The organism is Salinispirillum sp. LH 10-3-1, assembly GCF_030643825.1.
Taxonomy (GTDB): domain Bacteria; phylum Pseudomonadota; class Gammaproteobacteria; order Pseudomonadales; family Natronospirillaceae; genus Salinispirillum.
The window spans coordinates 2,103,162-2,125,580 of record NZ_CP101717.1 but is presented as its reverse complement, the minus strand read 5'-3'; the positions used below and the strand labels follow the sequence as shown (position 1 = coordinate 2,125,580).

Sequence of the window (22,419 nt, the reverse complement as noted above, 5' to 3'; positions counted from 1 at the left end):
TTGTTCATGACAAAAACCCTCTACAATCCCTTGAATGGATAACAATAAGTTGGCGCAAGGCATGCACTCTCTATGCGACTGAAGAGTATCAAGCTGGCAGGGTTCAAGTCCTTTGTAGACCCTACCCACATCCCGTTCCCCAATAACCTGACAGCGATCGTTGGGCCTAACGGCTGTGGTAAATCCAACACCATTGACGCGGTGCGCTGGGTAATGGGCGAGTCCTCGGCCAAAAATCTGCGTGGCGAAGCCATGACAGACGTTATCTTCAATGGTTCTACCCGCCGTAAACCAGTGGCGCAATGTACGGTGGAGTTGATTTTCGATAACAGTGACCACACGCTTTCAGGCCCATACGCCCAATACAATGAAATTTCCATCAAGCGAAAAGTCACGCGTGACGGCCAATCAACCTATTATCTAAACGGCAGCAAGTGTCGTCGCAGAGACATCACCGACCTGTTTGCCGGTACTGGGTTAGGTCCGCGTAGTTACGCCATCATCGAGCAGGGCATGATTTCTCGTCTGATTGAATCCAAGCCCGAAGAACTGCGGGTGTTTTTGGAAGAGGCGGCGGGTATCTCAAAGTATAAGGACCGTCGCCGGGAAACCGAAAACCGCATGCGGCGAACGGCTGAGAACCTTGAACGCCTGACCGACATTCGTGACGAGCTGCAGCGCCAGTTGGCGCACTTGGAGCGTCAAGCGCAGGCGGCAGAGAAGTACCGCCAATACAAAGCTGACGAGAAACAGCAGCGGGCGCAGTTGAGTGCGTTGCGATGGCGAGAACTGGATCAGGATGCGCAAGTTATTCGTCAGCAATTGGCCGAAGCAGAACGCGACCGCGAAGCCCAAACCGCTGAATTGCGTGAGCGTGAAGCCGAAACGGAAGAGATACGGCTGGCCAATGAAGACGCCAATGACCGTTTTCAGACCGTACAGAAAGCCTATTATGAAATGGGTAATGAGATTGCCCGCTTGGAACAGCAGTCAGCGCATCAGCGCGAAAAAGTTCAGCAACTGCAAGAACAAATCCGTCGCATAGAACGTGACCGGCACGAGCTGCGTCAGCATCACGAAGCGGATAAAGCTCAGCTTGAGGAGATGGAGGAGCAGCTGACCATGCTGCGTCCGGAGCTGGAACACTGGCAGGAAGAGGCAGCAATTGCGATCGAGCAGACGCAGGAGCAAGAGCTGTTGTTCCGGCAGTACGAAGAGCAGTGGTTGGAATACAGCCTTGGTTCGGCAGAAGCCGCACGGCAGTCAGAGCGACTGCGTTCACGCATTGAGCAAGCCGAGAGGCAAATTCACCAGTTAACGCAGCGCCGTGAACGTTTGCAGATGGAGCTGGCTAAGCTCGAAGACGACCCGGCAACCGAACAGTTGATGCAACTGGAGCTGGAACGTGAAACGGTACAACAGCGCCTGTCTGACGCTGAAGAGCAAGCGCTGTCCAGTGAAGATGCCTTGCAGACACAGCGTGAGCAACAGCAGCAACGGCGTGATCATGTACAGACTTTGCGTCAGAAGCTCAGCCAGCAACAGCAGGAAATTACTCGGCTCAAGGCGGTGTTACAGGCACAAGCCGGAGATACAGTACAAGTCAAAGACTGGCTAAACCGTTGGCAGTTACAACGCAGCCCACAAGTCATGGAGCGCCTGGAGGTTTCTGGGCCATGGGCACAGGCCGTGGAGTGGGTGTTAGGGCATTGGTTACAGAGCCATGTGTTGCCTGCGAATGGTTTGCCGGAACTGGCTTGGGAACACTTGCCGGAGGCGCGCTTAAACTGGTTGGACGATGGGCAGCCGATGCCACCGGTTAAGGCTGGGTCGCTCGCCGAAGGTGTGCAGGGACCGGCAGCGCTTATTACCCAGTTAAACAGCGTCCTGGTTGCTGATTCAGTGGTTGACGCGCGGGCGCGCGTGGCGCAACTGGATGCCAATGGTAGTGTGATAACCCGCGACGGCGTGTGGATGGGCCCCGGCTGGGTGCGAGTGTTTCGCAGTACCGCTGATCGTGAAGGGCTGTTGGCGCAGCAACAGAAGTTGGAAGAACTAGAGGCCGCTGTCGACGAGTTGGAATTCGAAGTAGAAGATGCCGAACTGAATTTAGAAGCCTCTCAACTCACCATTGATGCCAGTGAGCAACAGTGGCAGCAGCATCGGGCTCAGTTGGATGAAGCACGTCGTCGCGTTCACGAAGTTGAAACGCGCGTGTCTGCGCTCAGTGCTTCGAATCAGGCGATGCAGCAGTCTCTGCATCGTTATCGCAGTGAGCTGAAAGACACTGAACAAGAATACGAACGTGAGTTTCAAGCGCTGCAAGACGCGCGTGAGCAACTTGCTGTGGCGCAGCAGAACGACGACACCGCAGAAGACAAAGAGCACCTACGCGAGCGTCGTGACGATGCCCGTCAGGTGTTGGAAGACTTGCGAGCGCGCCAACGCGAAGCAGAGCAACAGCGTCACAGTCTGGAATTGAAAGTCCATGGTTTGCAAAGCCAGTCTGAGTCGTTGCGCAGCGGCTTAGGGCGAGCAGACTTGCAACAAAAGCAAATGGATGAGCGGGCAGAAGAGCTGCACATGGATATCCAGGGGCTGATTGACCCAGACGATACCTTGCGCGAAGAGCTGGAAGAGAAGGTTGCTCGGCAACTGGACCTGGCTGAGCAGCTTGAGCAGGCGCGGGCCGAAACGGAACGCTACCATGAGCAAATGCGCGGTTTCGAACAGCATCGTTTGCGTCTCGAGCAGGCCATTGCGCTGCAGCAACAACGCATACAACAACAGCAAATGGACTTGGAACGCTTCGAAACCCGCAAAGCCACGGTAGAAGAGCAGCTGCAAGAACAACAGTATCATTTAAATACCTTGTTGCAGAACTTGCCAGAAGACTTGACCATTGCGCAGTGTGAACAACTGATTGAACAGTTGAATCAGCGTATTCAGCGCTTAGGGCCAATCAACTTGGCGGCTATTGATGAATACGCGGTACAGAATGAACGCAAGCAGTATCTCGACCAGCAAAACGATGATTTGGAGCGCGCGTTGGAGACCCTTGAGGGCGCGATCAGAAAGATCGACAAGGAGACGCGCACGCGCTTTAAGACGACATTTGACCAAGTGAATCAGGGTTTACAAGAACTTTTCCCCAAAGTGTTCGGGGGCGGGCATGCGTATCTAGAGATGACGGGGGAGGACCTGCTCGACACCGGCGTAGCCATCATGGCCCGCCCGCCGGGCAAGAAGAACGCCACCATTCACCTGTTGTCGGGTGGTGAGAAGGCGCTCACGGCCATTGCTTTGGTGTTTTCCATCTTCCGTTTGAATCCGGCACCATTCTGTATGCTGGACGAAGTCGATGCACCATTGGACGACGCCAACGTGGCGCGCTTCTCGCGACTGGTCGAAGCCATGTCCGAACAGGTAGAATTCATCTACATTACCCACAACAAGGTCGCCATGGAAATTGCACATCAGCTGATGGGTGTTACCATGAACGAGCCCGGCGTATCGCGCTTGGTGTCGGTTAACCTCGATGAAGCCGTCGAAATGGTGGCATCGTAACCTTGGTAGGTCGGATCACTGTCCGACGAATTGTCAGGTTAGAATCTGGCCTGCATGAAATGCAGCAACCAACTATATAGCAGAGTATCGATTCAATGGACGTGCGAGAGTGGATCATCGTATTAGCCATCATTCTGATGGTCGTATTGGCAGCGGATGCCTGGCGTCGCGTTAAGCGGCAGCAGAAGTACCGAGGTAATTACCGCACGCCGAATTTGCATCGGCGCGAACCGGAAGCCGACATTGAAGTGAAGCGAGTAGCGGCGCGTGATGAACGATCCGTCGCTATTGAAGAGCGCACTCGTAAATTGCAGCTCACAGAAAAGGTTCCTATGCTGGTCGACTCGGTTGAGTCTGAGCCAGAGCTTGAAGCCGATGACGATGAGCTGCGAGAAGGCCAATACGCCTTTGACCTGCAACCCCTTGCGGAAACATCAACGACTGACGCCGACGAGCGTCGACATGATTTTGCGCCTCAAGCCGATGTGAGTGCACCCGTTGACTACGTCGAAGACACCAATGCCCAAGGTGAAGACAGTTCGTTCTTTGATCCTCAGTCTGATGACGAACAACACACTGAGCCCAGACAATTTACTGAGCAGCTCAACGATGCTTGGGTGGATGGGTTGATGGACTCTGCGGCGGCGAGAGATGCTAAGCCAACGGTAGCCGATGAATCAGAATTGCCCTGGGGCGAGGCTGACATGATCGCCGATGAACCTGGCGAGCAAATGTTGGCCGAGCCGGAAGCGGTCATTGTGATCACCGTTCTGGCACGTGAAGATTATGAATTTACCGGTGCAGCCTTATTGGAGATTTTATTAGCCTGTGGCATGCGCTTTGGCAATATGAACATCTTTCACGCCACGGACGAGCAGGGTCTCTTGCAGTACAGTGCGGCTAATGCCTTTAATCCCGGCACTTTTGATATCGACAACGTCGAGCATTTCGCCACGCGTGGTGTAACCTTCTTCTTGCAACTGCCTTGCCAGGCGAAGCCTTTGGATGCCTTTGATGCCATGTATCACACGGCACGCACCCTGGGCGAACACTTGCGCGGTGATCTGTACGACGACAGCCGCAGTGTGATGACCGCGCAAACCTTAGAGCACTACCGAGAGCGTATCCGCGACTTCCAGCGCACCCAGTTGGTCAAAAGGGTTTAATCAGAGCGACTATGAAAGCGATTGAACAGCAAATAGCCGCTCTGCGCGAGCAGCTGCAGAAGCATAACTACGCCTATTATGTACTGGATGAACCCACGGTTCCCGATGCGGAATATGACCGCCTGTTTCATGAGCTGAAACAACTGGAAGAACAACACCCCGAACTGGTCACTCCTGACTCCCCAACGCAGCGTGTAGGTGCCCCTCTCATCGGTGGTTTCACCCCGGTTGAACATGCGGTGCCCATGTTGTCACTCGACAACGCTTTCTCCGCTGATGACCTTGTCGCGTTTTGTCGGCGCGTTGCTGAGCGATTGGATAAAGAGGGCGTTCGGGAAGCTCAGGCATTTTGTTGTGAGCCGAAGCTGGACGGTATTGCCGTGACATTGCGCTATGAGCAAGGAGCCTTGGTACAGGCAGCCACACGTGGCGACGGCACGGCGGGTGAAAACATCACCGCAAATGTGCGCACCATACCCTCAGTGCCACTGCGTTTACAGGGTTCAGGTTTCCCGCCAGTGTTGGAAGTCCGAGGCGAAATCTACATGCCGCGTGGGGGTTTTCAGCGACTGAATGAACAGGCATTGGCCGCTGGTGAAAAGACCTATATGAACCCGCGTAATGCCGCTTCGGGCAGCTTGCGTCAGATCGACCCTGCTGTGACGGCTAAGCGGCCCTTGGAATTCTGCTGTTATGGTTATGGCGAGATAGACGGTGCCCTGTTACCAGACAGCCATTTCGACCGCTTGCGTCTTTTTCACCAGTGGGGCTTTCGTATTAATCCGGAAATGCAGCGCATAACGGGTACGGAGGCGCTGCAAGCTTACTACGATGATATCGCCGCCAAGCGCGATGCTTTGCCTTACGACATAGACGGCGTGGTGTTTAAAGTCGATGCGGTATCATTGCAAGAGCGCTTGGGTATGGTATCGCGGGCGCCGCGGTGGGCCACGGCGTATAAATTCCCGGCGCAAGAAGAGTTGACGGTGTTGGAGCGCATCGACTTTCAGATCGGTCGTACCGGTGCGGTGACACCGGTAGCGCGTTTGCAGCCGGTGCTGGTTGGTGGGGTGATGGTCAGCAATGCAACCCTGCATAATATGGATGAAATCGCCCGGTTGGATCTGCATGAGGGCGACACGGTCATCATTCATCGGGCTGGCGATGTGATTCCCAAGGTGCTGCGTGCTGTGCCTGAGCGTCGTCCCAGCAATGCGCGCAAGGTACCTCTGCCAGATCATTGCCCTGTTTGCGATGCTCCGATTGAGCGCTTGGAGGGTGAAGTCATTGCCCGCTGTACTGGCGGAGTAACCTGTGGGGCACAGCGCTTAGAGGCGTTGAAACACTTTGTATCGCGCAAGGCCATGGACATTGATGGCGTAGGCGAGAAATTGCTGGAAACGTTGATTGAAAAACAATGGGTAATGCAGTTCTCCGACCTGTATCGGTTAACCTTTGATCAGCTGATGGCGTTGGATCGCATGGGCGAGAAGTCCGCGCAAAATACCATCGACGCGCTAGCCAAGAGCAAGCAGACTACCTTGCCACGCTTCCTGTTTGCGTTGGGTATCCGTGAGGTTGGTGAAACCACCGCACGTAATCTGGCGTTGCATTTTGGTCACCTCGACGCCTTGATGCGTGCCAGCGAAGAGGCATTGATCGCTGTCACCGATGTTGGGCCAATCATGGCGAAGCATATTCGTCAGTTTTTTGAGCAAGAACACAATGTGGATGAGATCCGCAGTCTGATTGGGCAGGGCATACAATGGCCTGCTATTGAAGTGCCATCTGTCGACGCTCAACCCTTAGTAGGAGAGACTTGGGTGGTCACCGGTAAACTGGAAACAGCGACGCGCGACGAAGTAAAAGCTGATTTACAAGCCTTGGGAGCCAAGGTAGTGGGCAGTGTGAGTGCGCAAACAACCTGTTTGATCGCTGGCCCGGGAGCGGGGAGCAAGTTGACCAAGGCCGAATCGTTGGGTATCCCGGTATTAGATGAGGCCGGTTGGCTGGCGCGGCGGCAAGCGTTGCTTGGAGCAAACTGATGGATCAGGAAACGCTGGTCTATGGCGTCATTCGTTCCGTATCCTCACATGATCGCTTTCAAAGTTTGCATTATCGGCAAACCAATCGCAATGCCGTGCTGGCCTTAGGCCAGTCCGACGTGTTTCCCTTTCTCACGGCAGATATGTTTCACTTGCCAGGTATCCATGAAGAGCAGGGCACCTATATCACGCCCTTGATTCAGTTTGCCGGTTCGTACCGTGCGGTAGAATATGAGTGGGAGCGCTGGATGAGCAAGTTTGAGCGCTTGCTACTGGCCATGTATTGGCGCTCTGCGACTGTCTATCTTGAAACAGAACTGAGTGGTAAGCACGTTTTTTCTTGGGAGAGTCAGGGTGACTTTCACGCACCGGGCAGCAAGGACATGCGAGTACATTGTGAATGGGAGCATGAACTTGGATTATTCAAACAGTGACGATGTGAGTGTTGAGGACATTGTTCAGATTCCGTGGCAAGAGTTGTCGGACGACGCACTTGAAGGTGTCATACAGGCGCACCTGATCAGCGAATTGGCTGACCATACCGTAGAAAACTTTGACGTCAATGCGCAAATGGAAAACGTCAAAGCGGGATTGGTGCACGGTGACTGGATCTTGGTGTTTGATGGCGTTGCGCAGAGCTGCCGCCTGTTTCGTACGCGCGATTTTGCGCAAATGATGAAAGAACAAGGTAAGGTGATGAAATGATGGTATGGGTTATCTTGGCGTTGGCCATTCTATTGGCCTTGGCCGGTTACGCTGGCTGGTTGCACTATAAGTTGTATCAGCATCGGCAAAAGCAAGCGCAGCACGATGCTGAGTTTGAGCGGAAAAAACAAGCGCATGAAGCCTTTCTACAAGAGAGTATTCAGATCATTGCCGCCAACTTGGTACACGAGGATTTGAATCCGTCAGAGGGCGCTATTCGCATTAAACATCTGATGGATGGATTAGAGCTCGAGCAGCAGGAGCGTGACCAATTTGCTGTGTTTGATCGTCTGTATGAGGCAGTGAAGGATATGGCGACGCACGATGCGCGCAAAGCCCTGAGTCCGGTCGAGCGCAAACGCCAAGACGACGAGCGGGAACAGCACGAGCAAGCGCACAAAGTTGAGTTATTGGCGTCTGCTCGTGTGTTGGAGTCTTACGTGTTTACTACTACCGGTTCAGCCAGGCGTCAGGCCGGATCCTGACGAAACCACAGCAGCGTTTGATCAGCTAGACTGCGCAGCGCCGCTGTCATGATGTGGAGGCCCGCTTCCCATTCTGCCAGCGCCGAATCACCACCTTCTTGCGCTGCTTGTTCCAGCATGTCATCGGCGTACTTCAGACGTTTGAAGACGCATTTGTCGTTCAACAGAACGGTGATTTGTTCGTTCCAATTCAGTAGTACCTCACTGGGTCGATAGCCAACGCTCAACAAGTTTTGTACTTCTTCACTGTCCCATGGCAGTTGACGTACCTTGATGGTGCCGTCTTCGGTGCCATGGCGCAAAGCCAGCTCGTCCATCACCGTAATGCCTTCCGGCAGCTCACCGCTGATCAGCCACTCAGCAATGACGGGCTCCGGCTGACACAGCGAGCCCAGCGGCAGTACTGGCAGCTCGTCAAAGGCGTCGCGCAAGAACGCAGTGATGTCGTCGGCGCGTGCTTCGCTGCCACATTGGACATACAGCCAGCCGGATTTAAGGTCGGCAATCACCATGTGCCGCTGACTGCGCGTAAACGCACGGGGCAACAGCTCCAAAGTGACCTCGTCTTTCAGGTCCATCTTCTCATTGCGGCCGACGCGACGATCTTCTTTGCGCTGCAACTCACTGATTTTATCGGCCAACGCTTCGTTCACCACCGCACTGGGAAGCAAGCGTTCTTCGCGGCGCAGCTGCCAGACTAAGAAGTCCTGTGTAGCCAACTGCAATTCGGTCATTTCTCCATGCGGTGGTATCAGGCCTAAACTGACCGGCTGCGTCGGCAAGCAATGATGAAAGGCATGCTGTTCCAAATTCGCACCTTGGCGAAGGCGCTGTAAAAATTCGGTGTCACGTACTTGATAAACAAAAGCGTTTTTAAACCACACAGTAGAAATATCCTGCCGAAAATCGAACAGGCTTTGTAGCGAATTTCGGTGCAAAGGGCAAACGACAACGGCCAGATATGCAGATTATTTCAGATGTTCGCCAACGACTTTGATATTCTATGCAGCATGAATCTGAACTACATAACGCCATGGGTAGCGGTACTGGGCTGTTTTCTGGGGCTGCTCTGGGTTGATGCCTGGCAGTACTCACGGTCGGCGCTCGAGTCTGGTCATTGGTGGGTGATGCTAAGCGGGCACTTCGCGCACGGCAATCTGCCGCATACGTTGGTCAATGCCGCAGGATTGCTATTGGCAACCCTGCTGGCGCCACATTGGATGAATCGCTGGACTGGATTGCTGGTGCTGGCGTTGCTGAGTATTCTGCTCAGTGGCGCCATTCATTTCGGACAGCCCGATGTGGCTATTTATCGCGGTTTTTCAGGTACCCTGCATGGCTGGGTACTCCTAGCCATCGTGCTAAGCCCTCACTTATCACGCCCGTGGCAAACAGCCTTGGCCGCGCTCATTGGCATTAAGTTGAGTGGCGAAAAGTGGCTGCAGGCTGGTCAGTCTATGCCATCGTATTTAGGGGACTTAACGGGTGAGGTGCTCACCGTTGCGCATTTGTACGGCGCGGTATTGGGCGCAATGGTGGCGGCATTCGTTCTGCTAGCGTCGCATCTGGGCTTGTACCGCCCGCGTTTGCGCTAAGAAAGCTTGGGCAGCATTCGACAAGGTGCGCTCTTTAAGCCAGATAATGCCCAGCGACCGGCTCAGTGGCTCGCTCGCTACAGACAGCTCGGTCAACTGCTCATCCATCATGATGGTAGGCAACACACTCCAGCCGAGTCCCACTGATACCATCATCTTGATGGTTTCCAGATAGTTCACTGGCAGCGATGTTTTAATCGGTAGTTTGCGCTTCTCGAATTGTTGGCGAATCACCTGGTAGGTCGCCGAGGTTTCATAAGGCAAAATAGCGGGGGTGTAGCACAACTCGTTCAGTTGCAGATCCATCTTGCGCGCTAGAAAATGGCGCGGCGATGCGACGAAGGTGAGTTCATCGTGCCACAGTTTCTCTTGCTGTAGGACGCGGCTCTGCTGGCCCGTCATGGTTACGAACGCGAGTTCAACTTCGCGTTTTTCCACTGCTTGATAGGCGAGTTCCGATTCCAGAAAATGAATGTCCAGCTCGACCTGTGGGTGGCTTTCATTGAATCTCTGTAATAACGCGGGCAGTCGGTGCAGGCCGATGTGGTGGCTGGTGGCAAAGGACAGCTTGCCCGCTACGAGGTTGGCTAGGTTCTGCATGGTGCGCGTGGCATTGTCCATTTCCTGTATAATGCGCTGCGCGGCAGGGATCAGGGCTTTGCCGGCGTCTGTCAGGTGGATCTTACGTCCGATGCGGTCAAATAAGGCGGTGCCCAGTTGGTGTTCAAGATTCTGTATGCGTTTGCTGATCGCTGGTTGCGTGAGGTGCAGTCGCAGTGCCGCCTCAGAAAAGCTGCCATAAGTGCTGACCGCGAGAAACGCTTGCAAGCCTTGGATGTCCATTCGCATTCCTATTGGTTATCAATTGCATAAAAATTATGAATTTGTTTTATTTTTATGCAAGCGTTAAAATTCCTTCCATTAAAGAAATACCAGAATAACCCGGCACTGGTGCAGACCCAGCCTTTCAGGAGACGCCGTAAATACGTCCCTGTAGGCTCGTTGCCGCCATCCATGGCGGCACACGCACCTTGCAGGCTGCCCCTGCGCCAGTGCCTAGCCTCTACAGCCACTCATCATGTGTTTTTCAATGGTTTGGGCGTGCTGAAGGGCTAGCGGTGTGACGGTGGGCTCTTAGGCCTCTTTAAGGGCGTTTGCGGACAGGAAGTCCGCAACGAGCCCCCATGGATGGGTTTACGGCGTCCCTGAAAGAGGCCTAAGAGTCAGCCGGTGCACCTTGCACAGTGTCGGGTCCGAAAAAAATAATGAGAGTAGGAGTGTCAGCGTGGCTGGTAAAACATTGTATGACAAGTTGTGGGACGCACACCTCGTAGAGGCCCGCGATGATGGTAGCTGTCTCATCTATATTGATCGACAGTTGTTGCATGAAGTTACCTCGCCACAAGCGTTTGAAGGCCTGCGCCTTGCAGGGCGTAAACCGTGGCGACTGGATGCGAACATCGCCACACCAGACCACAACGTACCGACCACCGTCGAAGAGCGGAAATCGGGCATCGCCGGTATCGTCGACCCGATCTCACGTATTCAGGTACAAACATTAGACGACAACTGCAGCGAACTCGGCATCCTCAAGTTTGACATGGGTGACGAACGCCAAGGCATCGTCCACGTCATGGGGCCAGAGCAGGGCGCAACCTTGCCCGGCATGACCATCGTCTGTGGCGACTCGCACACCTCCACGCACGGCGCCTTTGGCGCACTCGCGCATGGTATTGGCACGTCCGAAGTTGAACACGTACTGGCTACACAGTGTTTGATACAGCAGAAAATGCAGAACATGCTGGTGCGTGTTGATGGCGAACTGGGTGCGGGTGTTACCGCCAAAGACGTCGTATTACACATCATTGGCGTGATAGGTACCGCTGGCGGCAACGGCTGCGCCATTGAATTTGGCGGCTCAGCGATTCAGAGCCTGTCGATGGAAGGCCGCATGACGGTCTGTAACATGGCCATCGAAGCGGGCGCACGTGCCGGCATGGTCGCGGTGGATCAGACCACCATCGACTATTTTAAGGGCCGCCCCTTTGCGCCCAAGGGCGAGCAGTGGGAGCAGGCCGTAGCGAGCTGGCGTGATTTGGTCAGCGATGACGATGCACATTTTGACAAGGTCGTCGTCATTGACGCCAAAGACATAGAGCCACAGGTAACCTGGGGTACGTCGCCAGAGATGGTGGCGAGTGTAACCAGCAAAGTGCCGACCATGGCCGATATGAACAGCGACAGCCGTCGTACTGGCTTGGCACGTGCCTTGGAATACATGGGCTTGCAAGAAGGTCAGGCCATTACCGACATCAAATTGGACCGCGTCTTTATCGGCTCGTGCACCAATTCGCGTATTGAAGATTTGCGCGCCGCCGCCGCCGTGGTTAAAGGCAAGCGCGTGGCCAGCAGCTTGAAGCAAGCCTTGGTCGTGCCGGGCTCGGGCTTGGTTAAGAAGCAAGCGGAAGCCGAAGGGTTGGATCAGGTATTCACTGCGGCTGGTTTTGAATGGCGTGAGCCCGGATGTTCTATGTGTTTGGCAATGAATGCCGACAAACTGGGCGCTGGTGAGCATTGCGCCTCGACCTCCAACCGCAACTTTGAAGGCCGTCAGGGCTTCGGTGGGCGTACGCATTTGGTTAGCCCGGCGATGGCCGCAGCCGCAGCGGTGGCTGGCCACTTTGTTGACGTCAGAGAATGGAGTGCCCAAGCATGAAAGCATTAACTGTACACCAAGGCTTGGTCGCACCGATGGACCGTGCCAATGTCGATACCGACATGATCATTCCGAAGCAGTTCTTGAAATCCATTAAGCGCAGCGGCTTTGGCCCAAACCTGTTCGACGAGTTACGGTACCTCGATGAAGGCGAGCCGGGCATGGACAATAGTCAGCGTCCGTTGAACCCTGACTTCCCGCTGAATCAGGAGCGTTATCAGGGTGCGAGCATTCTGTTGGCGCAGGAGAACTTCGGTTGTGGGTCGAGCCGTGAGCACGCACCTTGGGCACTCGAAGACTTTGGTTTCCGTGTCATCATTGCACCGAGTTATGCGGATATTTTCTACAATAACTGTTTCAAGAACGGTGTTTTGCCCGTCATCCTGCCAGAGTCTGCTGTGGCGCAGTTGTTTGCGGCGATGTACGCCGAGCCAGGTTTTGAGTTAACCGTCGATTTGCCGGCGCAAGAAGTGCGCACATCGACGGGTCAGTCATGGTCTTTTGAGGTCGACAGCTTCCGCAAGCATTGCTTGATCAATGGGCTCGATGACATCGGCTTAACACTGGAGCGCGCGGATACAATTCGCGCGTACGAAGAAAAACGCAAGATTGATGCGCCTTGGCTCTTTTAACCTCCTCGGTGTTCTTGGGTACTGGGTATGCTGGTAGCGGGACGCCGTAAATGCATCCATGCAGGCTCGCTGCCGCCGTCCTGGCGGCAGGACGCCCGCTACCAGCATACCCAGTACCCAGAACACGGTAGCTGGTTGCCAGTCTGGAGACTGTGCGTTTAATGGGCGCGACATGATATTTACCGTGATGCTTAGCGCTCGGTTGAGTGGTGGCAATAAGGTGTTTCATGGCGTTTGCGGACAGGACGTCCGCAACGAGCCTGCATGGATGCATTTACGGCGTCCATGCAACACCTTATTGCCACCACTCAACCTGGTAGGAATTATGAATTGGTGGGTCAGAACAGAATTAGGAGAAAGTCAGTGAGCAGAAACGTATTGGTATTGCCGGGTGATGGAATCGGGCCGGAAATTGTCACCGAAGCGGTAAAAGTGCTGGAGTGGGCGAACGAACGGTATCAGCTGGGTATTGAATTGAATGAAGGTCTGGTCGGCGGCGCCGCCATTGACGCAACGGGCGGCCCACTGCCTGAGTCAACGCTGAATGCAGCGAAAAACTCCGACGCTATCCTGTTGGGTGCTGTCGGTGGCCCAAAATGGGACAAGCTGGAAATGGCGCTGCGGCCCGAAAAAGGCTTGCTGGGCTTGCGTTCTAACTTGAACCTATTCGCCAACTTGCGTCCGGCTATTCTGTATCCGCAATTGGCCGCAGCGTCCAGCTTGCGTCCCGAAATCGTATCCGGTCTGGATATCCTTATTGTGCGCGAACTGACCGGTGGCATTTACTTTGGCGAGCCCCGCGGTATTCGTACCAATGAAAAAGGCGTGCGAGAAGGGTATAATACCTACATATACAGCGAACCAGAGATAGAGCGCATCGCTCACGTCGCCTTCCAAGCGGCCATGAAACGCGACAAACGCGTTTGCTCCGTAGACAAGGCCAATGTACTGGAAGTGACCGTGCTGTGGCGCGAAGTCATGACCCGCATCAGTGCTGAATACCCCGAAGTGGAACTCAGCCACATGTACGTCGACAACGCCGCAATGCAGCTTGTGCGGGCGCCGAAGCAGTTTGACGTTATGGTCACCGGCAACATGTTCGGCGACATATTGTCTGACTGCGCCGCCATGCTCACCGGCTCCATCGGCATGCTACCATCTGCCTCGTTAAACGATCAGCAGCAAGGCATGTACGAGCCCATACACGGCAGTGCTCCTGATATCGCCGGACAGGGCATTGCAAACCCACTGGCGACCATTTTGTCGGTCGCCATGATGTTACGTTACTCCTTGCAGGCAGCCGCTGCGGCGGACGCTATTGAAGCGGCAGTGAGCCGCGTGTTGGATGCTGGCTTGCGTACCGCCGACATCATGAGCGAAGGAGCACGTAAGGTCACTACGGCAGAAATGGGACAAGCAGTCCTTAAAGCACTCAACGAGTGAGGAATATCATGTTAAAAGTAGGATTTGTAGGATGGCGCGGAATGGTCGGTTCCGTATTAATGGACCGCATGCGTGCCGAAAACGACTTTGCGAATATCGCCCCTGTGTTTTTCAGTACGTCACAGGTTGGTATCGCTGGCCCTGATGTGGGCAAAGAGATTCCTTTGTTGCAAGATGCGCGTGATATCAGCGCACTGCAGGCCATGGACGTCATCATTACCTGTCAGGGTGGTGACTACACAACCGAGGTGTATCAGCCGCTGCGTGATGCAGGTTGGAGCGGATACTGGATAGACGCTGCGTCGACATTGCGCATGAAAGATGATGCAGTTTTGATTCTCGATCCGGTCAACCGTGGCGTTATTGATCAGGCATTGGCCGATGGCACCAAGACCTTTGTTGGCGGTAATTGCACGGTATCCTTGATGCTGATTGCTCTGGGTGGCTTGTTTGAAAAAGACTTGATCGAGTGGGTGAGCCCGATGACGTATCAGGCGGCTTCCGGCGCGGGTGCGCAAAACATGAAAGAGTTGATCAAGCAGATGGGTGCTATCAACGAATCTGTTGCGGAGCAGGTTAATGACCCGGCTTCGGCTATTCTGGAAGTGGATCGTCAAGTGGCTGAAACCATGCGTTCAGACGAGTTTCCGACACAAAACTTTGGTGCTCCGTTGGCGGGTAGTCTGATTCCATGGATCGACAAGGCCATGGAAAGCGGACAGAGCAAAGAAGAATGGAAAGCACAGGTTGAAACCAACAAAATTTTGGGTCGTTCAGATCGCCAGGTACCTATTGATGGTATTTGCGTGCGGATCGGTGCCATGCGTTGTCATAGCCAAGCGTTGACCATCAAACTCAAGAAAGACCTGTCGGTGGGTGAAATCGAACAGATTTTGGCGACACACAATGATTGGGTGAAAGTGGTGCCTAATGATCGTGAGCTGAGCATCGCCGATTTGTCGCCCGCGAAAGTGAACGGTACTTTAACGGTACCGATTGGCCGTATTCGCAAGTTGAATATGGGGCCAGAATATATTTCTGCGTTTACGGTCGGTGATCAATTGTTGTGGGGTGCGGCGGAGCCATTGCGTCGTATGCTAACGATATTGCAAAGCTAAGAGGTGGCCTGAGCCGCACATTAAAAAGGGATGGCTGCAAAGCCGTCCCTTTTTTGTATGCGGGCCCAAAATCAAACCGCCGAGTGTCAAAGTTGTGTCGGGCAGTGGTATTTCGCTCTGCACTGTTCTGAGCGATTTTCCTCTACCCTAGTCGATGTTTGCCTGTTAATCGCGGAGGTTATGTCAGAATAATGGCGCAAATTGATGGCACGCTGGTTGCAGGTAGCTTGCGTACAGCCGCCATATATTCAATACTTGGCGGAATATTAAATTCAGTTATGTCATTAACAAGAAGAATATCTGTACGGAAATGTGAAAAGTACCGCTTTTTAAAACAAAAGCGGTACTGTTAGGTAGCGTCTTTGGGTACATTAGCGCGAAGACATAGTCGTACAGTAGTTAAAGGAACAGGGTATATGACGCGCTTGTTTGCGGTAGTCAGTGCAATCACATTGTTTTGTGTTGCCGGGTTTGCTTCAGCGGTTGGATTGGGAGAGATTACTCTTCGGTCTGCTTTAACAGAACCCTTGGAAGCAGAAATTCGAATCACCAGTCCCGGCGACTTCTCGGTGCAGGACTTAAATGTGCGCCTGGCCTCCGCCACAGACTTCAGTCGGGCTGGGATAGAAAGGCCCTTCTTCCTTACCCAGATTGACTTTTCTCTGCGTCAAGTTGGCTCTGCCATTGTCGTAGATTTGAGCACGACAGATACCGTAGAAGAACCCTTTCTCGACTTTTTGGTCGAGTTGACCTGGCCCGGTGGGCGTTTGTTGCGCGAATACACCTTGCTGTTAGATCCACCTGTTTTCGCCGAAGGTGAGAGTGGCCAGATTCAGGTTTTTCCTGCTCAAGAGCCTTCTTTCCAGTCTGCAGCACCGGCAACGCCTCCAACGGCTACTGTTACGCCAGCACCGCAACCCGCGCGTCCCACACCTGCGCCAGTAACCCCGCGTCAGGAGCAGTTGGCCGACAATCAGTACCGAGTTGAGAATAATGATACCCTGTGGGAAATCGCCTTGCGGGCCCGTCAGAATCCCAGTCAGTCGCCGCAACAAATAATGTTGGCTATTCAGGACCTTAACCCGGATGCCTTTATTGGTGGCAACATTAACCGAGTAAAGGCCGGAAGTTTGCTGACTCTGCCTAGTGGTGAGCAAATCGTAGTGCGCAGTCGCGCGCAGGCGGTGACAGAGGTAGACAACCAGAACCGTGCATTGCGCGGTTTACCACCGATTGGGCAGAGCCAGATTTCAGCCACGGGCGATGCCGCCTCCGCTACAGGTGCTCCTGCGCAACGTGATCCTGATGGTTTCCTTGAACTGGTAGGTACGCCGACAGATTCTGATGTGGGTGGTGCGGAAGGTGAAGCCAGTCGTGCGGAGTTGGCGCGCGTGCAAAATGATCTGGCAATTCAACAAGAATTGAACGACGAGCTACGACGCCAGAACCAAGATCAATTGTCCCGCCTGAATGAGTTGGAAGAGCAGGTAGCGTTGCTTTCTCAAATGATGGAGTTGCAAAGCGCATCAGCCGCTGACTTGCAGGCTGCCGCTCGAGCCTTGGCTGAGGAAGTAGAGCAAGACCAGACCATGGTGCCGGAGACCCCGGCCGCCTCAGATCAGCCGAGCATGTCTGCAACACCCGATACTACGCCACCAACTATCGTGCTAGAGCCTATGGCACCACCGCCAACGCTGATGGATCAAGTGATGGGTTGGCTCGATCGAATGATTAAGTGGGTATCGCAACCCATCAACGCGGCTATTGTTGCGTTAGCGCTGTTTGTCGTTATTGCTATGGGTGCCATTGCTCGACGCCGGAAACAGGAGGAAGAAGACTTTTCTGCTGAGGTGGCTGGTGAGAGCGACAGTGGTGCGTTCGACGGCTTTGATGACGACTTGGAGTTGTCGGGTGATGATGATCCCGAGCAGCAGAGTTATGCACCTCCTGCCAGTACTACCTTTCAACAGAACAGTGGGGCCAGTGCCGAAGCGATAGAAAATGCTGAACTCTATATCGCTTTTCAGCGCTTCGATGAAGCCGAGTCCGTACTTAAACAAGCACTGAGTGATGAACCTGGACATGCAGCGTTGCAGCTCAAGTTGCTGGAGTTGTATGCTGAGTCTGGTCAGGCAGATGCATTTGAAGCATTGGCTGCCAAGGTGGGTAATGCCGAGCAAGACGCTGTTGCACGTTTACGCGCCCAACTGTCAGCAGCAGCGCCTGCCGTGAGTAAGGCGGCGGGAAGCAATGCAGCAGATTCCGACGATGACTTTGCTGATCTCGATTTAGACCTTGATTTGGATGTGGGCGATGAGTGGGATGCCTCTTCTCCGTCCTTGGCCGAATCAGATGAGGACTTGTCCCTTGACTTCATTGACGAGACCGAGCGATTAGATACCAGCGCTTCGGACAGTCTGCCCGAGCTGGATGCCGGTTTGGAAGATGAATTGAGTCTTGATATCGACTTACCCGAACTGAATGACGAAGCCGACGTGTTGGCAGATGCGCCAGTCAAGTCAGCGGCTGACGACAACAGTATGGATTTTGATTTGGGTGACTGGGCGGTGCCAGAGGAGTCTTCAGCGGGCACTTCGGCAGAGCGTGAAGCGGAAGATCTCAGCTTGGATATGGACTTTGACCTATCGTCTTTGGATGACGAGCCTGATGAATTGCCTTCACTGGACATGGACAAAGGCGAGTCGGATACAGAGATTCCTGAGCTCAAGATGGACGACGATTTCACGCGTTCATTGTCTGATACTTTAGATCAGTTGTCGGATGAAGAACCTGAAGCGTCACTCGACGCCGATGACTTTGCTGATCTGGGTGATTTGTCCGATCTTGGTGACTTCGACCGCACGACCGGTGATACGGCATTAACGGATGGTGGATTAGAAGATTTTGATTTGGCTGACGATATGACGTTCAGTGCTGCTGATGACGAGTTTACTGAACAAACAGCAAAAGCCGACATCGAATCCAGTGATGACTGGGACGACGATTTTGACTTCTTGGCAGGATCGGATGAAGTGTCCACGAAACTTGATTTGGCGCGTGCCTACATTGATATGGACGACGCTGAAGGTGCACGCGATATCCTAGCCGAGGTTATGGAAGAAGGCAGTGCTGAGCAGAAAGCGGAGGCAGAGGCCTTAGTCCGCAAACTGTAGGAGACTAAAAAACTACAGCGCTCGCTCTAGTGGCGTGAAAATGTAGCTCAAATTAAAGCCGACATCGGTGATCCTGCAACAGCAGGCAAACTGAGTCGGCTTTTGTGTGTCTAAAACACTTCAGAAATTCCTTAGCCATTGTGCTGAATCTCCCTGTTGCATCAAACTAAACGATTGTGTTAACTTTGCTTTATCGCTTTGAGAGGTATCTATGGCGGAACACCTGACGGAAGTCTTTGCACCTGATCATGTAGATCATCACCAACGCATCGCGCTTGGGGTGGAATATATGGGCTCTGAGTACTCCGGTTGGCAGTCGCAATCGGGCAGTGCGCGCACGGTGCAGGATACGTTGGAAGCCGCGTTGTCGAAGGTTGCGGCGCACCCTGTGCGATTATTTTGTGCTGGGCGTACCGATGCAGGTGTACATGCCACCGGGCAGGTGGCCCACTTTGATACCTCTGCTCATCGGTCGCCGTATGGGTGGATGCTGGGTGCTAATTCGAATTTGCCCAGTGACATCAGTGTGCAATGGATTAAACCCATGCCGCAGACGTTTCACGCGCGGTTTATGGCGCAAGCCAGGCGTTATCGGTATGTGATCTACAACCACCCGATTCCATCGGCGGTACTGCGCAATGGGATGACATGGGAGAAGCGCCCCTTGTCCGTTTCACGGATGCAATTGGCGGCAAACAGCTTCGTTGGTGAACATGATTTTTCAGCCTTTCGGGCAGCGGCATGTCAAGCACATAGCCCAGTGAAGACACTTTATCACTGCCGCGTGGTTAGGCAGGGTAGGTTGGTGATCATTGATGTACGTGCCAATGCGTTCTTGCATCACATGGTGCGCAATATTGCCGGTGTCTTGCTGAGCATTGGCAGCGGTGAGGCCTCCGTTGAATGGGCTGCGGAGGTGCTGGCAGGGCGTTCGCGCCGCGAGGGCGGGGTCACTGCGAGACCGGATGGTTTGTATTTCGTGCGCGCGGAATACGCCACCGCATTTGAGTTGCCTGAGCCCTCGTTGGGCCCGGCATTCTTAGGAGAGCATTTATGGTAGAGCAAGTACTTGAGTCAGGCGCTCCAATGCGTACGCGCATTAAAATTTGTGGTTTACGCGAACACGAGCATGTCTTAGCCGCCGTGCACGCGGGTGCTGATGCTTTGGGTTTTGTGTTTTACCCACCCAGCCCGCGCGCTGTCTCTCCAGCCGAGGCCGCGGAGTTGATCGCCGGGATACCACCCTTTGTGACCAGTGTCGGGTTGGTGGTTAATCCGCAACCCGAGTTGGTTGAGCAGTTGTTGAACGAATGCAATATTGACCTGTTGCAGTTTCATGGCGATGAAGATGATGCCTTTTGTCGTCAGTTCGGACGCCCCTTTATAAAAGCCATTCGCATGGCGCCAGGTCTTGATATTGAGGCCACGCTCGAGCAGTGGCCCAGTGCGCGTGGCTTGTTGCTGGATGCATGGCATCCGGATTTACCCGGCGGTACGGGCGAGCAATTCGACTGGTCGAGGATTCCAGAGCGCTGGCGTAGCCGCATTATATTGGCCGGTGGGTTGGCCCCCGACAACGTCGCGACAGCCATTCGTACTTTGCATCCCTATGCTGTGGATGTCAGTGGTGGGGTGGAAGCCAGCAAAGGCGTTAAGAGTACACAAAGAATTCAGGCATTTATTGCCGCTGTTAGACAAGAGGATAAGCACCATGACTGAACGTAAAGACTACTTCCAAATGCCTGATGCCCGCGGTCACTTCGGTATGCATGGCGGACGCTTTGCCTCGGAAACCTTAATGGCAGCGTTGGATGATCTAGAGCGCATTTATAATGAGCTAAAAAACGACGCTGCGTTTCAAGCGGACTTTGATCGTGACTTGGCACACTATGTAGGTCGCCCGTCCCCACTCTATTTGGCTGAGCGCCTCAGTCGTGAGTGGGGTGGTGCAGACGTCTATTTGAAACGCGAAGACCTTAATCACACGGGTTCACACAAAATCAACAACGCCATTGGCCAAGCCTTGCTGGCTAAGCACGTAGGCAAGAAGCGGGTTATCGCCGAAACCGGCGCTGGTCAGCACGGTGTGGCTACTGCCACTGTTGCGGCGCGCCTGGGTCTCGAATGCGTTGTTTACATGGGTGTTGATGACGTCGAGCGACAGAAGCTCAACGTGTACCGCATGCGGTTGCTGGGTGCCACCGTGGTGCCAGTTACCTCAGGTACACGCACGTTGAAAGATGCGTTGAATGAAGCCATGCGTGATTGGGTAACCAATGTTGACGACACTTACTACATCATTGGCACTGTAGCGGGCCCGCATCCATACCCCATGTTGGTGCGCGACTTTCACGCCATTATTGGCCGGGAAGCCAAGCGTCAACTGCAGGAGCAAGCGGGTTGTTTGCCTGACGCCCTGGTTGCCTGTGTAGGTGGTGGTTCCAACGCGATTGGCTTGTTCCATGAATTTTTAAATGATGAGAGTGTCGCCATATACGGTGTAGAGGCAGGCGGAGACGGTGTAGAAACAGGTCGTCATGCCGCGCCGCTGAGCGCTGGCCGCCCGGGTATTCTGCACGGCAACCGCACCTACATTATGGCCGACGAGAACGGTCAAATCATGGGAACACACTCGGTATCTGCCGGTTTGGATTATCCGGGTGTGGGACCAGAACACAGTTGGTTAAAAGATGAAGGGCGTGCTAACTATGTGTCGGTCACCGATACAGAGGCCTTGGCCGCTTTTCATGAACTCACTCGTGTGGAAGGTATTATGCCTGCGCTTGAGTCTGCGCACGCTATTGCGTATGCCAAGAAGTTGGCAAAGGAAATGGGCAAGGGCAAGCGCATCATTGTGAATCTGTCTGGTCGCGGTGACAAAGACGTTCATACAGTCGCCGCCTTAGATGGCATGCAGGTTTAAACGGAGAGTCGAACATGAGTCGTATTCAACAAGTATTTGCGGACTTGAAAACCGCAGGGCGCAAGGCGCTGATTCCCTACATCACGGCGGGCGATCCAGACCTTGATACCACACTGATGCTGATGCATGAACTGGTCGCTAAAGGTGCTGATATCATTGAACTGGGGGTACCGTTTTCCGACCCTATGGCTGACGGCCCCACGATTCAATTGGCTTATGAGCGGGCCTTGCGCCAGGGTGTGGGGCTCAATGATGTCTTGGCGCTGGTGGGTCGCTTTCGTGAAACCGATACTGCTACCCCGGTGGTGTTGATGGGCTATATGAACCCCGTTGAATTCATGGGTTATGATCGTTTTGTGGACTCTGCGGTTGCAGCGGGTGTCGATGGTGTACTGGTGGTCGATATGCCACCAGAAGAGTGCCAAGAGCTGACGGACAAGTTGCACGCTAAAGAGTTGGATACTATTTTCCTGCTGACCCCGACCACATCTGAAAGCCGGGCGAAAACAATCTGTGCGCAAAGCTCTGGCTATGTGTACTACGTCTCCATTAAGGGGGTGACTGGCGCGAGCACGCTTGACGTCGATCATGTGGCGCAGCAGCTGAATCGATTGCGGCAGTTCACCGACTTACCGTTGGCGGTTGGTTTTGGTATCAAGACGCCGGCGGATGCGGCAGCGGTGAGTCGCGTAGCGGAAGGGGTGATCGTAGGGTCTGCTTTGGTCTCGGTGGTGGCGGATCTGCAAACGGCTGGAGCTGTTGAAATTTCATCACAAGTGTCTGCCATAATTGCCGATATGAGGCAGGCGATGGATCACGCATAATTTCGTTAATATAGAGCCGACATTGGT

18 protein-coding genes are annotated in these 22,419 nt (G+C 53.9%); 16 read left to right on the top strand and 2 right to left on the bottom strand.

The genetic code is table 11. The features are described from left to right. Positions 1 to 72: 72 nt before the first annotated feature. The 6 genes from smc (at position 73) to NFC81_RS09460 (ending at position 7,968) form a co-directional block, all read left to right on the top strand. Positions 73 to 3,567: a chromosome segregation protein SMC gene (gene smc, locus NFC81_RS09485; protein ID WP_304994248.1), complete on the top strand. Its 3,495-nt coding sequence runs from the start codon at positions 73 to 75 to the stop codon at positions 3,565 to 3,567. Positions 3,568 to 3,662: 95 nt separating this feature from the next. Next, entirely contained in the window at positions 3,663 to 4,733 is a 1,071-nt protein-coding gene (gene zipA, locus NFC81_RS09480) for a cell division protein ZipA (RefSeq protein ID WP_304994247.1), read from the top strand. An 11-nt stretch (positions 4,734 to 4,744) separates the two neighbouring features. After that, complete coding sequence (gene ligA / locus NFC81_RS09475) at positions 4,745 to 6,778, top strand: NAD-dependent DNA ligase LigA (RefSeq protein ID WP_304994246.1); 2,034 nt, start codon at positions 4,745 to 4,747, stop codon at positions 6,776 to 6,778. Further along, positions 6,778 to 7,212: a hypothetical protein gene (locus NFC81_RS09470; RefSeq protein ID WP_304994245.1), complete on the top strand. Its 435-nt coding sequence runs from the start codon at positions 6,778 to 6,780 to the stop codon at positions 7,210 to 7,212. The genes ligA and NFC81_RS09470 overlap by 1 nt, the downstream gene beginning before the upstream one ends. Further along, entirely contained in the window at positions 7,193 to 7,483 is a 291-nt protein-coding gene (locus NFC81_RS09465; RefSeq protein WP_304994244.1) for a YheU family protein, read from the top strand. Before NFC81_RS09470 ends, NFC81_RS09465 begins: the two co-directional genes overlap by 20 nt. After that, the gene (locus NFC81_RS09460; RefSeq protein ID WP_304994243.1) at positions 7,480 to 7,968 is read left to right on the top strand and encodes a DUF2489 domain-containing protein; all 489 of its coding nucleotides are present in this window, start codon (positions 7,480 to 7,482) and stop codon (positions 7,966 to 7,968) included. Before NFC81_RS09465 ends, NFC81_RS09460 begins: the two co-directional genes overlap by 4 nt. On the opposite strand, the gene NFC81_RS09455 is transcribed toward NFC81_RS09460, so the two are convergent. Further along, complete coding sequence (locus NFC81_RS09455; protein ID WP_304994242.1) at positions 7,953 to 8,852, bottom strand: recombination-associated protein RdgC; 900 nt, start codon at positions 8,850 to 8,852, stop codon at positions 7,953 to 7,955. The genes NFC81_RS09460 and NFC81_RS09455 overlap by 16 nt on opposite strands. A gap of 93 nt (positions 8,853 to 8,945) precedes the next feature. Between NFC81_RS09455 and rrtA the strand changes: the two genes are divergently transcribed. Continuing rightward, a complete protein-coding gene (rrtA, locus tag NFC81_RS09450; protein WP_304994241.1) occupies positions 8,946 to 9,563 on the top strand; it encodes a rhombosortase in 618 nt (205 codons plus the stop codon). On the opposite strand, the gene NFC81_RS09445 is transcribed toward rrtA, so the two are convergent. Next, the gene (locus NFC81_RS09445; RefSeq protein ID WP_304994240.1) at positions 9,522 to 10,406 is read right to left on the bottom strand and encodes a LysR family transcriptional regulator; all 885 of its coding nucleotides are present in this window, start codon (positions 10,404 to 10,406) and stop codon (positions 9,522 to 9,524) included. The two genes, rrtA and NFC81_RS09445, sit on opposite strands and share 42 nt — an antisense overlap. Before the next feature lie 442 nt (positions 10,407 to 10,848). Here NFC81_RS09445 and leuC point away from each other — a divergent pair, with 442 nt between their 5' ends. The 9 genes from leuC (at position 10,849) to trpA (ending at position 22,392) form a co-directional block, all read left to right on the top strand. After that, positions 10,849 to 12,279, top strand: a complete 1,431-nt coding sequence (leuC, locus tag NFC81_RS09440) for a 3-isopropylmalate dehydratase large subunit (RefSeq protein WP_304994239.1) — start codon at positions 10,849 to 10,851, stop codon at positions 12,277 to 12,279. Next, a complete protein-coding gene (gene leuD / locus NFC81_RS09435) occupies positions 12,276 to 12,911 on the top strand; it encodes a 3-isopropylmalate dehydratase small subunit (protein WP_304994238.1) in 636 nt (211 codons plus the stop codon). Before leuC ends, leuD begins: the two co-directional genes overlap by 4 nt. 363 nt (positions 12,912 to 13,274) lie before the next feature. Further along, the gene (leuB, locus tag NFC81_RS09430) at positions 13,275 to 14,354 is read left to right on the top strand and encodes a 3-isopropylmalate dehydrogenase (protein ID WP_304994237.1); all 1,080 of its coding nucleotides are present in this window, start codon (positions 13,275 to 13,277) and stop codon (positions 14,352 to 14,354) included. An 8-nt stretch (positions 14,355 to 14,362) separates the two neighbouring features. Next, on the top strand, positions 14,363 to 15,472 hold the full coding sequence (gene asd / locus NFC81_RS09425; protein WP_304994236.1) for an aspartate-semialdehyde dehydrogenase: 1,110 nt from the start codon (positions 14,363 to 14,365) through the stop codon (positions 15,470 to 15,472). Between the two features lie 416 nt (positions 15,473 to 15,888). Next, on the top strand, positions 15,889 to 18,645 hold the full coding sequence (locus NFC81_RS09420; protein ID WP_304994235.1) for a FimV/HubP family polar landmark protein: 2,757 nt from the start codon (positions 15,889 to 15,891) through the stop codon (positions 18,643 to 18,645). Between the two features lie 211 nt (positions 18,646 to 18,856). Further along, on the top strand, positions 18,857 to 19,705 hold the full coding sequence (gene truA / locus NFC81_RS09415) for a tRNA pseudouridine(38-40) synthase TruA (RefSeq protein WP_304994234.1): 849 nt from the start codon (positions 18,857 to 18,859) through the stop codon (positions 19,703 to 19,705). After that, positions 19,699 to 20,364 (top strand): phosphoribosylanthranilate isomerase, encoded by a 666-nt coding sequence (locus tag NFC81_RS09410; RefSeq protein ID WP_304994233.1) that lies wholly within the window; start codon positions 19,699 to 19,701, stop codon positions 20,362 to 20,364. Before truA ends, NFC81_RS09410 begins: the two co-directional genes overlap by 7 nt. Continuing rightward, on the top strand, positions 20,357 to 21,568 hold the full coding sequence (trpB, locus tag NFC81_RS09405; RefSeq protein WP_304994232.1) for a tryptophan synthase subunit beta: 1,212 nt from the start codon (positions 20,357 to 20,359) through the stop codon (positions 21,566 to 21,568). Before NFC81_RS09410 ends, trpB begins: the two co-directional genes overlap by 8 nt. A 14-nt stretch (positions 21,569 to 21,582) precedes the next feature. Next, a complete protein-coding gene (gene trpA / locus NFC81_RS09400) occupies positions 21,583 to 22,392 on the top strand; it encodes a tryptophan synthase subunit alpha (protein WP_304994231.1) in 810 nt (269 codons plus the stop codon). The last annotated feature ends 27 nt before the right edge of the window (positions 22,393 to 22,419 follow it).

What these genes read in the sequence shown, in the direction of transcription:
- NFC81_RS09470 (WP_304994245.1), top strand. Translation starts at nt 6,778, where the DNA reads ATGGATCAGGAAACGCTGGTCTATGGCGTCATTCGTTCCGTATCCTCA.
- trpB (WP_304994232.1), top strand. Translation starts at nt 20,357, where the DNA reads ATGACTGAACGTAAAGACTACTTCCAAATGCCTGATGCCCGCGGTCAC.
- asd (WP_304994236.1), top strand. Translation starts at nt 14,363, where the DNA reads ATGTTAAAAGTAGGATTTGTAGGATGGCGCGGAATGGTCGGTTCCGTA.
- smc (WP_304994248.1), top strand. Translation starts at nt 73, where the DNA reads ATGCGACTGAAGAGTATCAAGCTGGCAGGGTTCAAGTCCTTTGTAGAC.
- leuD (WP_304994238.1), top strand. Translation starts at nt 12,276, where the DNA reads ATGAAAGCATTAACTGTACACCAAGGCTTGGTCGCACCGATGGACCGT.
- trpA (WP_304994231.1), top strand. Translation starts at nt 21,583, where the DNA reads ATGAGTCGTATTCAACAAGTATTTGCGGACTTGAAAACCGCAGGGCGC.
- zipA (WP_304994247.1), top strand. Translation starts at nt 3,663, where the DNA reads ATGGACGTGCGAGAGTGGATCATCGTATTAGCCATCATTCTGATGGTC.
- NFC81_RS09420 (WP_304994235.1), top strand. Translation starts at nt 15,889, where the DNA reads ATGACGCGCTTGTTTGCGGTAGTCAGTGCAATCACATTGTTTTGTGTT.
- NFC81_RS09460 (WP_304994243.1), top strand. Translation starts at nt 7,480, where the DNA reads ATGATGGTATGGGTTATCTTGGCGTTGGCCATTCTATTGGCCTTGGCC.
- NFC81_RS09410 (WP_304994233.1), top strand. Translation starts at nt 19,699, where the DNA reads ATGGTAGAGCAAGTACTTGAGTCAGGCGCTCCAATGCGTACGCGCATT.
- truA (WP_304994234.1), top strand. Translation starts at nt 18,857, where the DNA reads ATGGCGGAACACCTGACGGAAGTCTTTGCACCTGATCATGTAGATCAT.
- NFC81_RS09445 (WP_304994240.1), bottom strand. Translation starts at nt 10,406, where the DNA reads ATGGACATCCAAGGCTTGCAAGCGTTTCTCGCGGTCAGCACTTATGGC.
- rrtA (WP_304994241.1), top strand. Translation starts at nt 8,946, where the DNA reads ATGTTCGCCAACGACTTTGATATTCTATGCAGCATGAATCTGAACTAC.
- ligA (WP_304994246.1), top strand. Translation starts at nt 4,745, where the DNA reads ATGAAAGCGATTGAACAGCAAATAGCCGCTCTGCGCGAGCAGCTGCAG.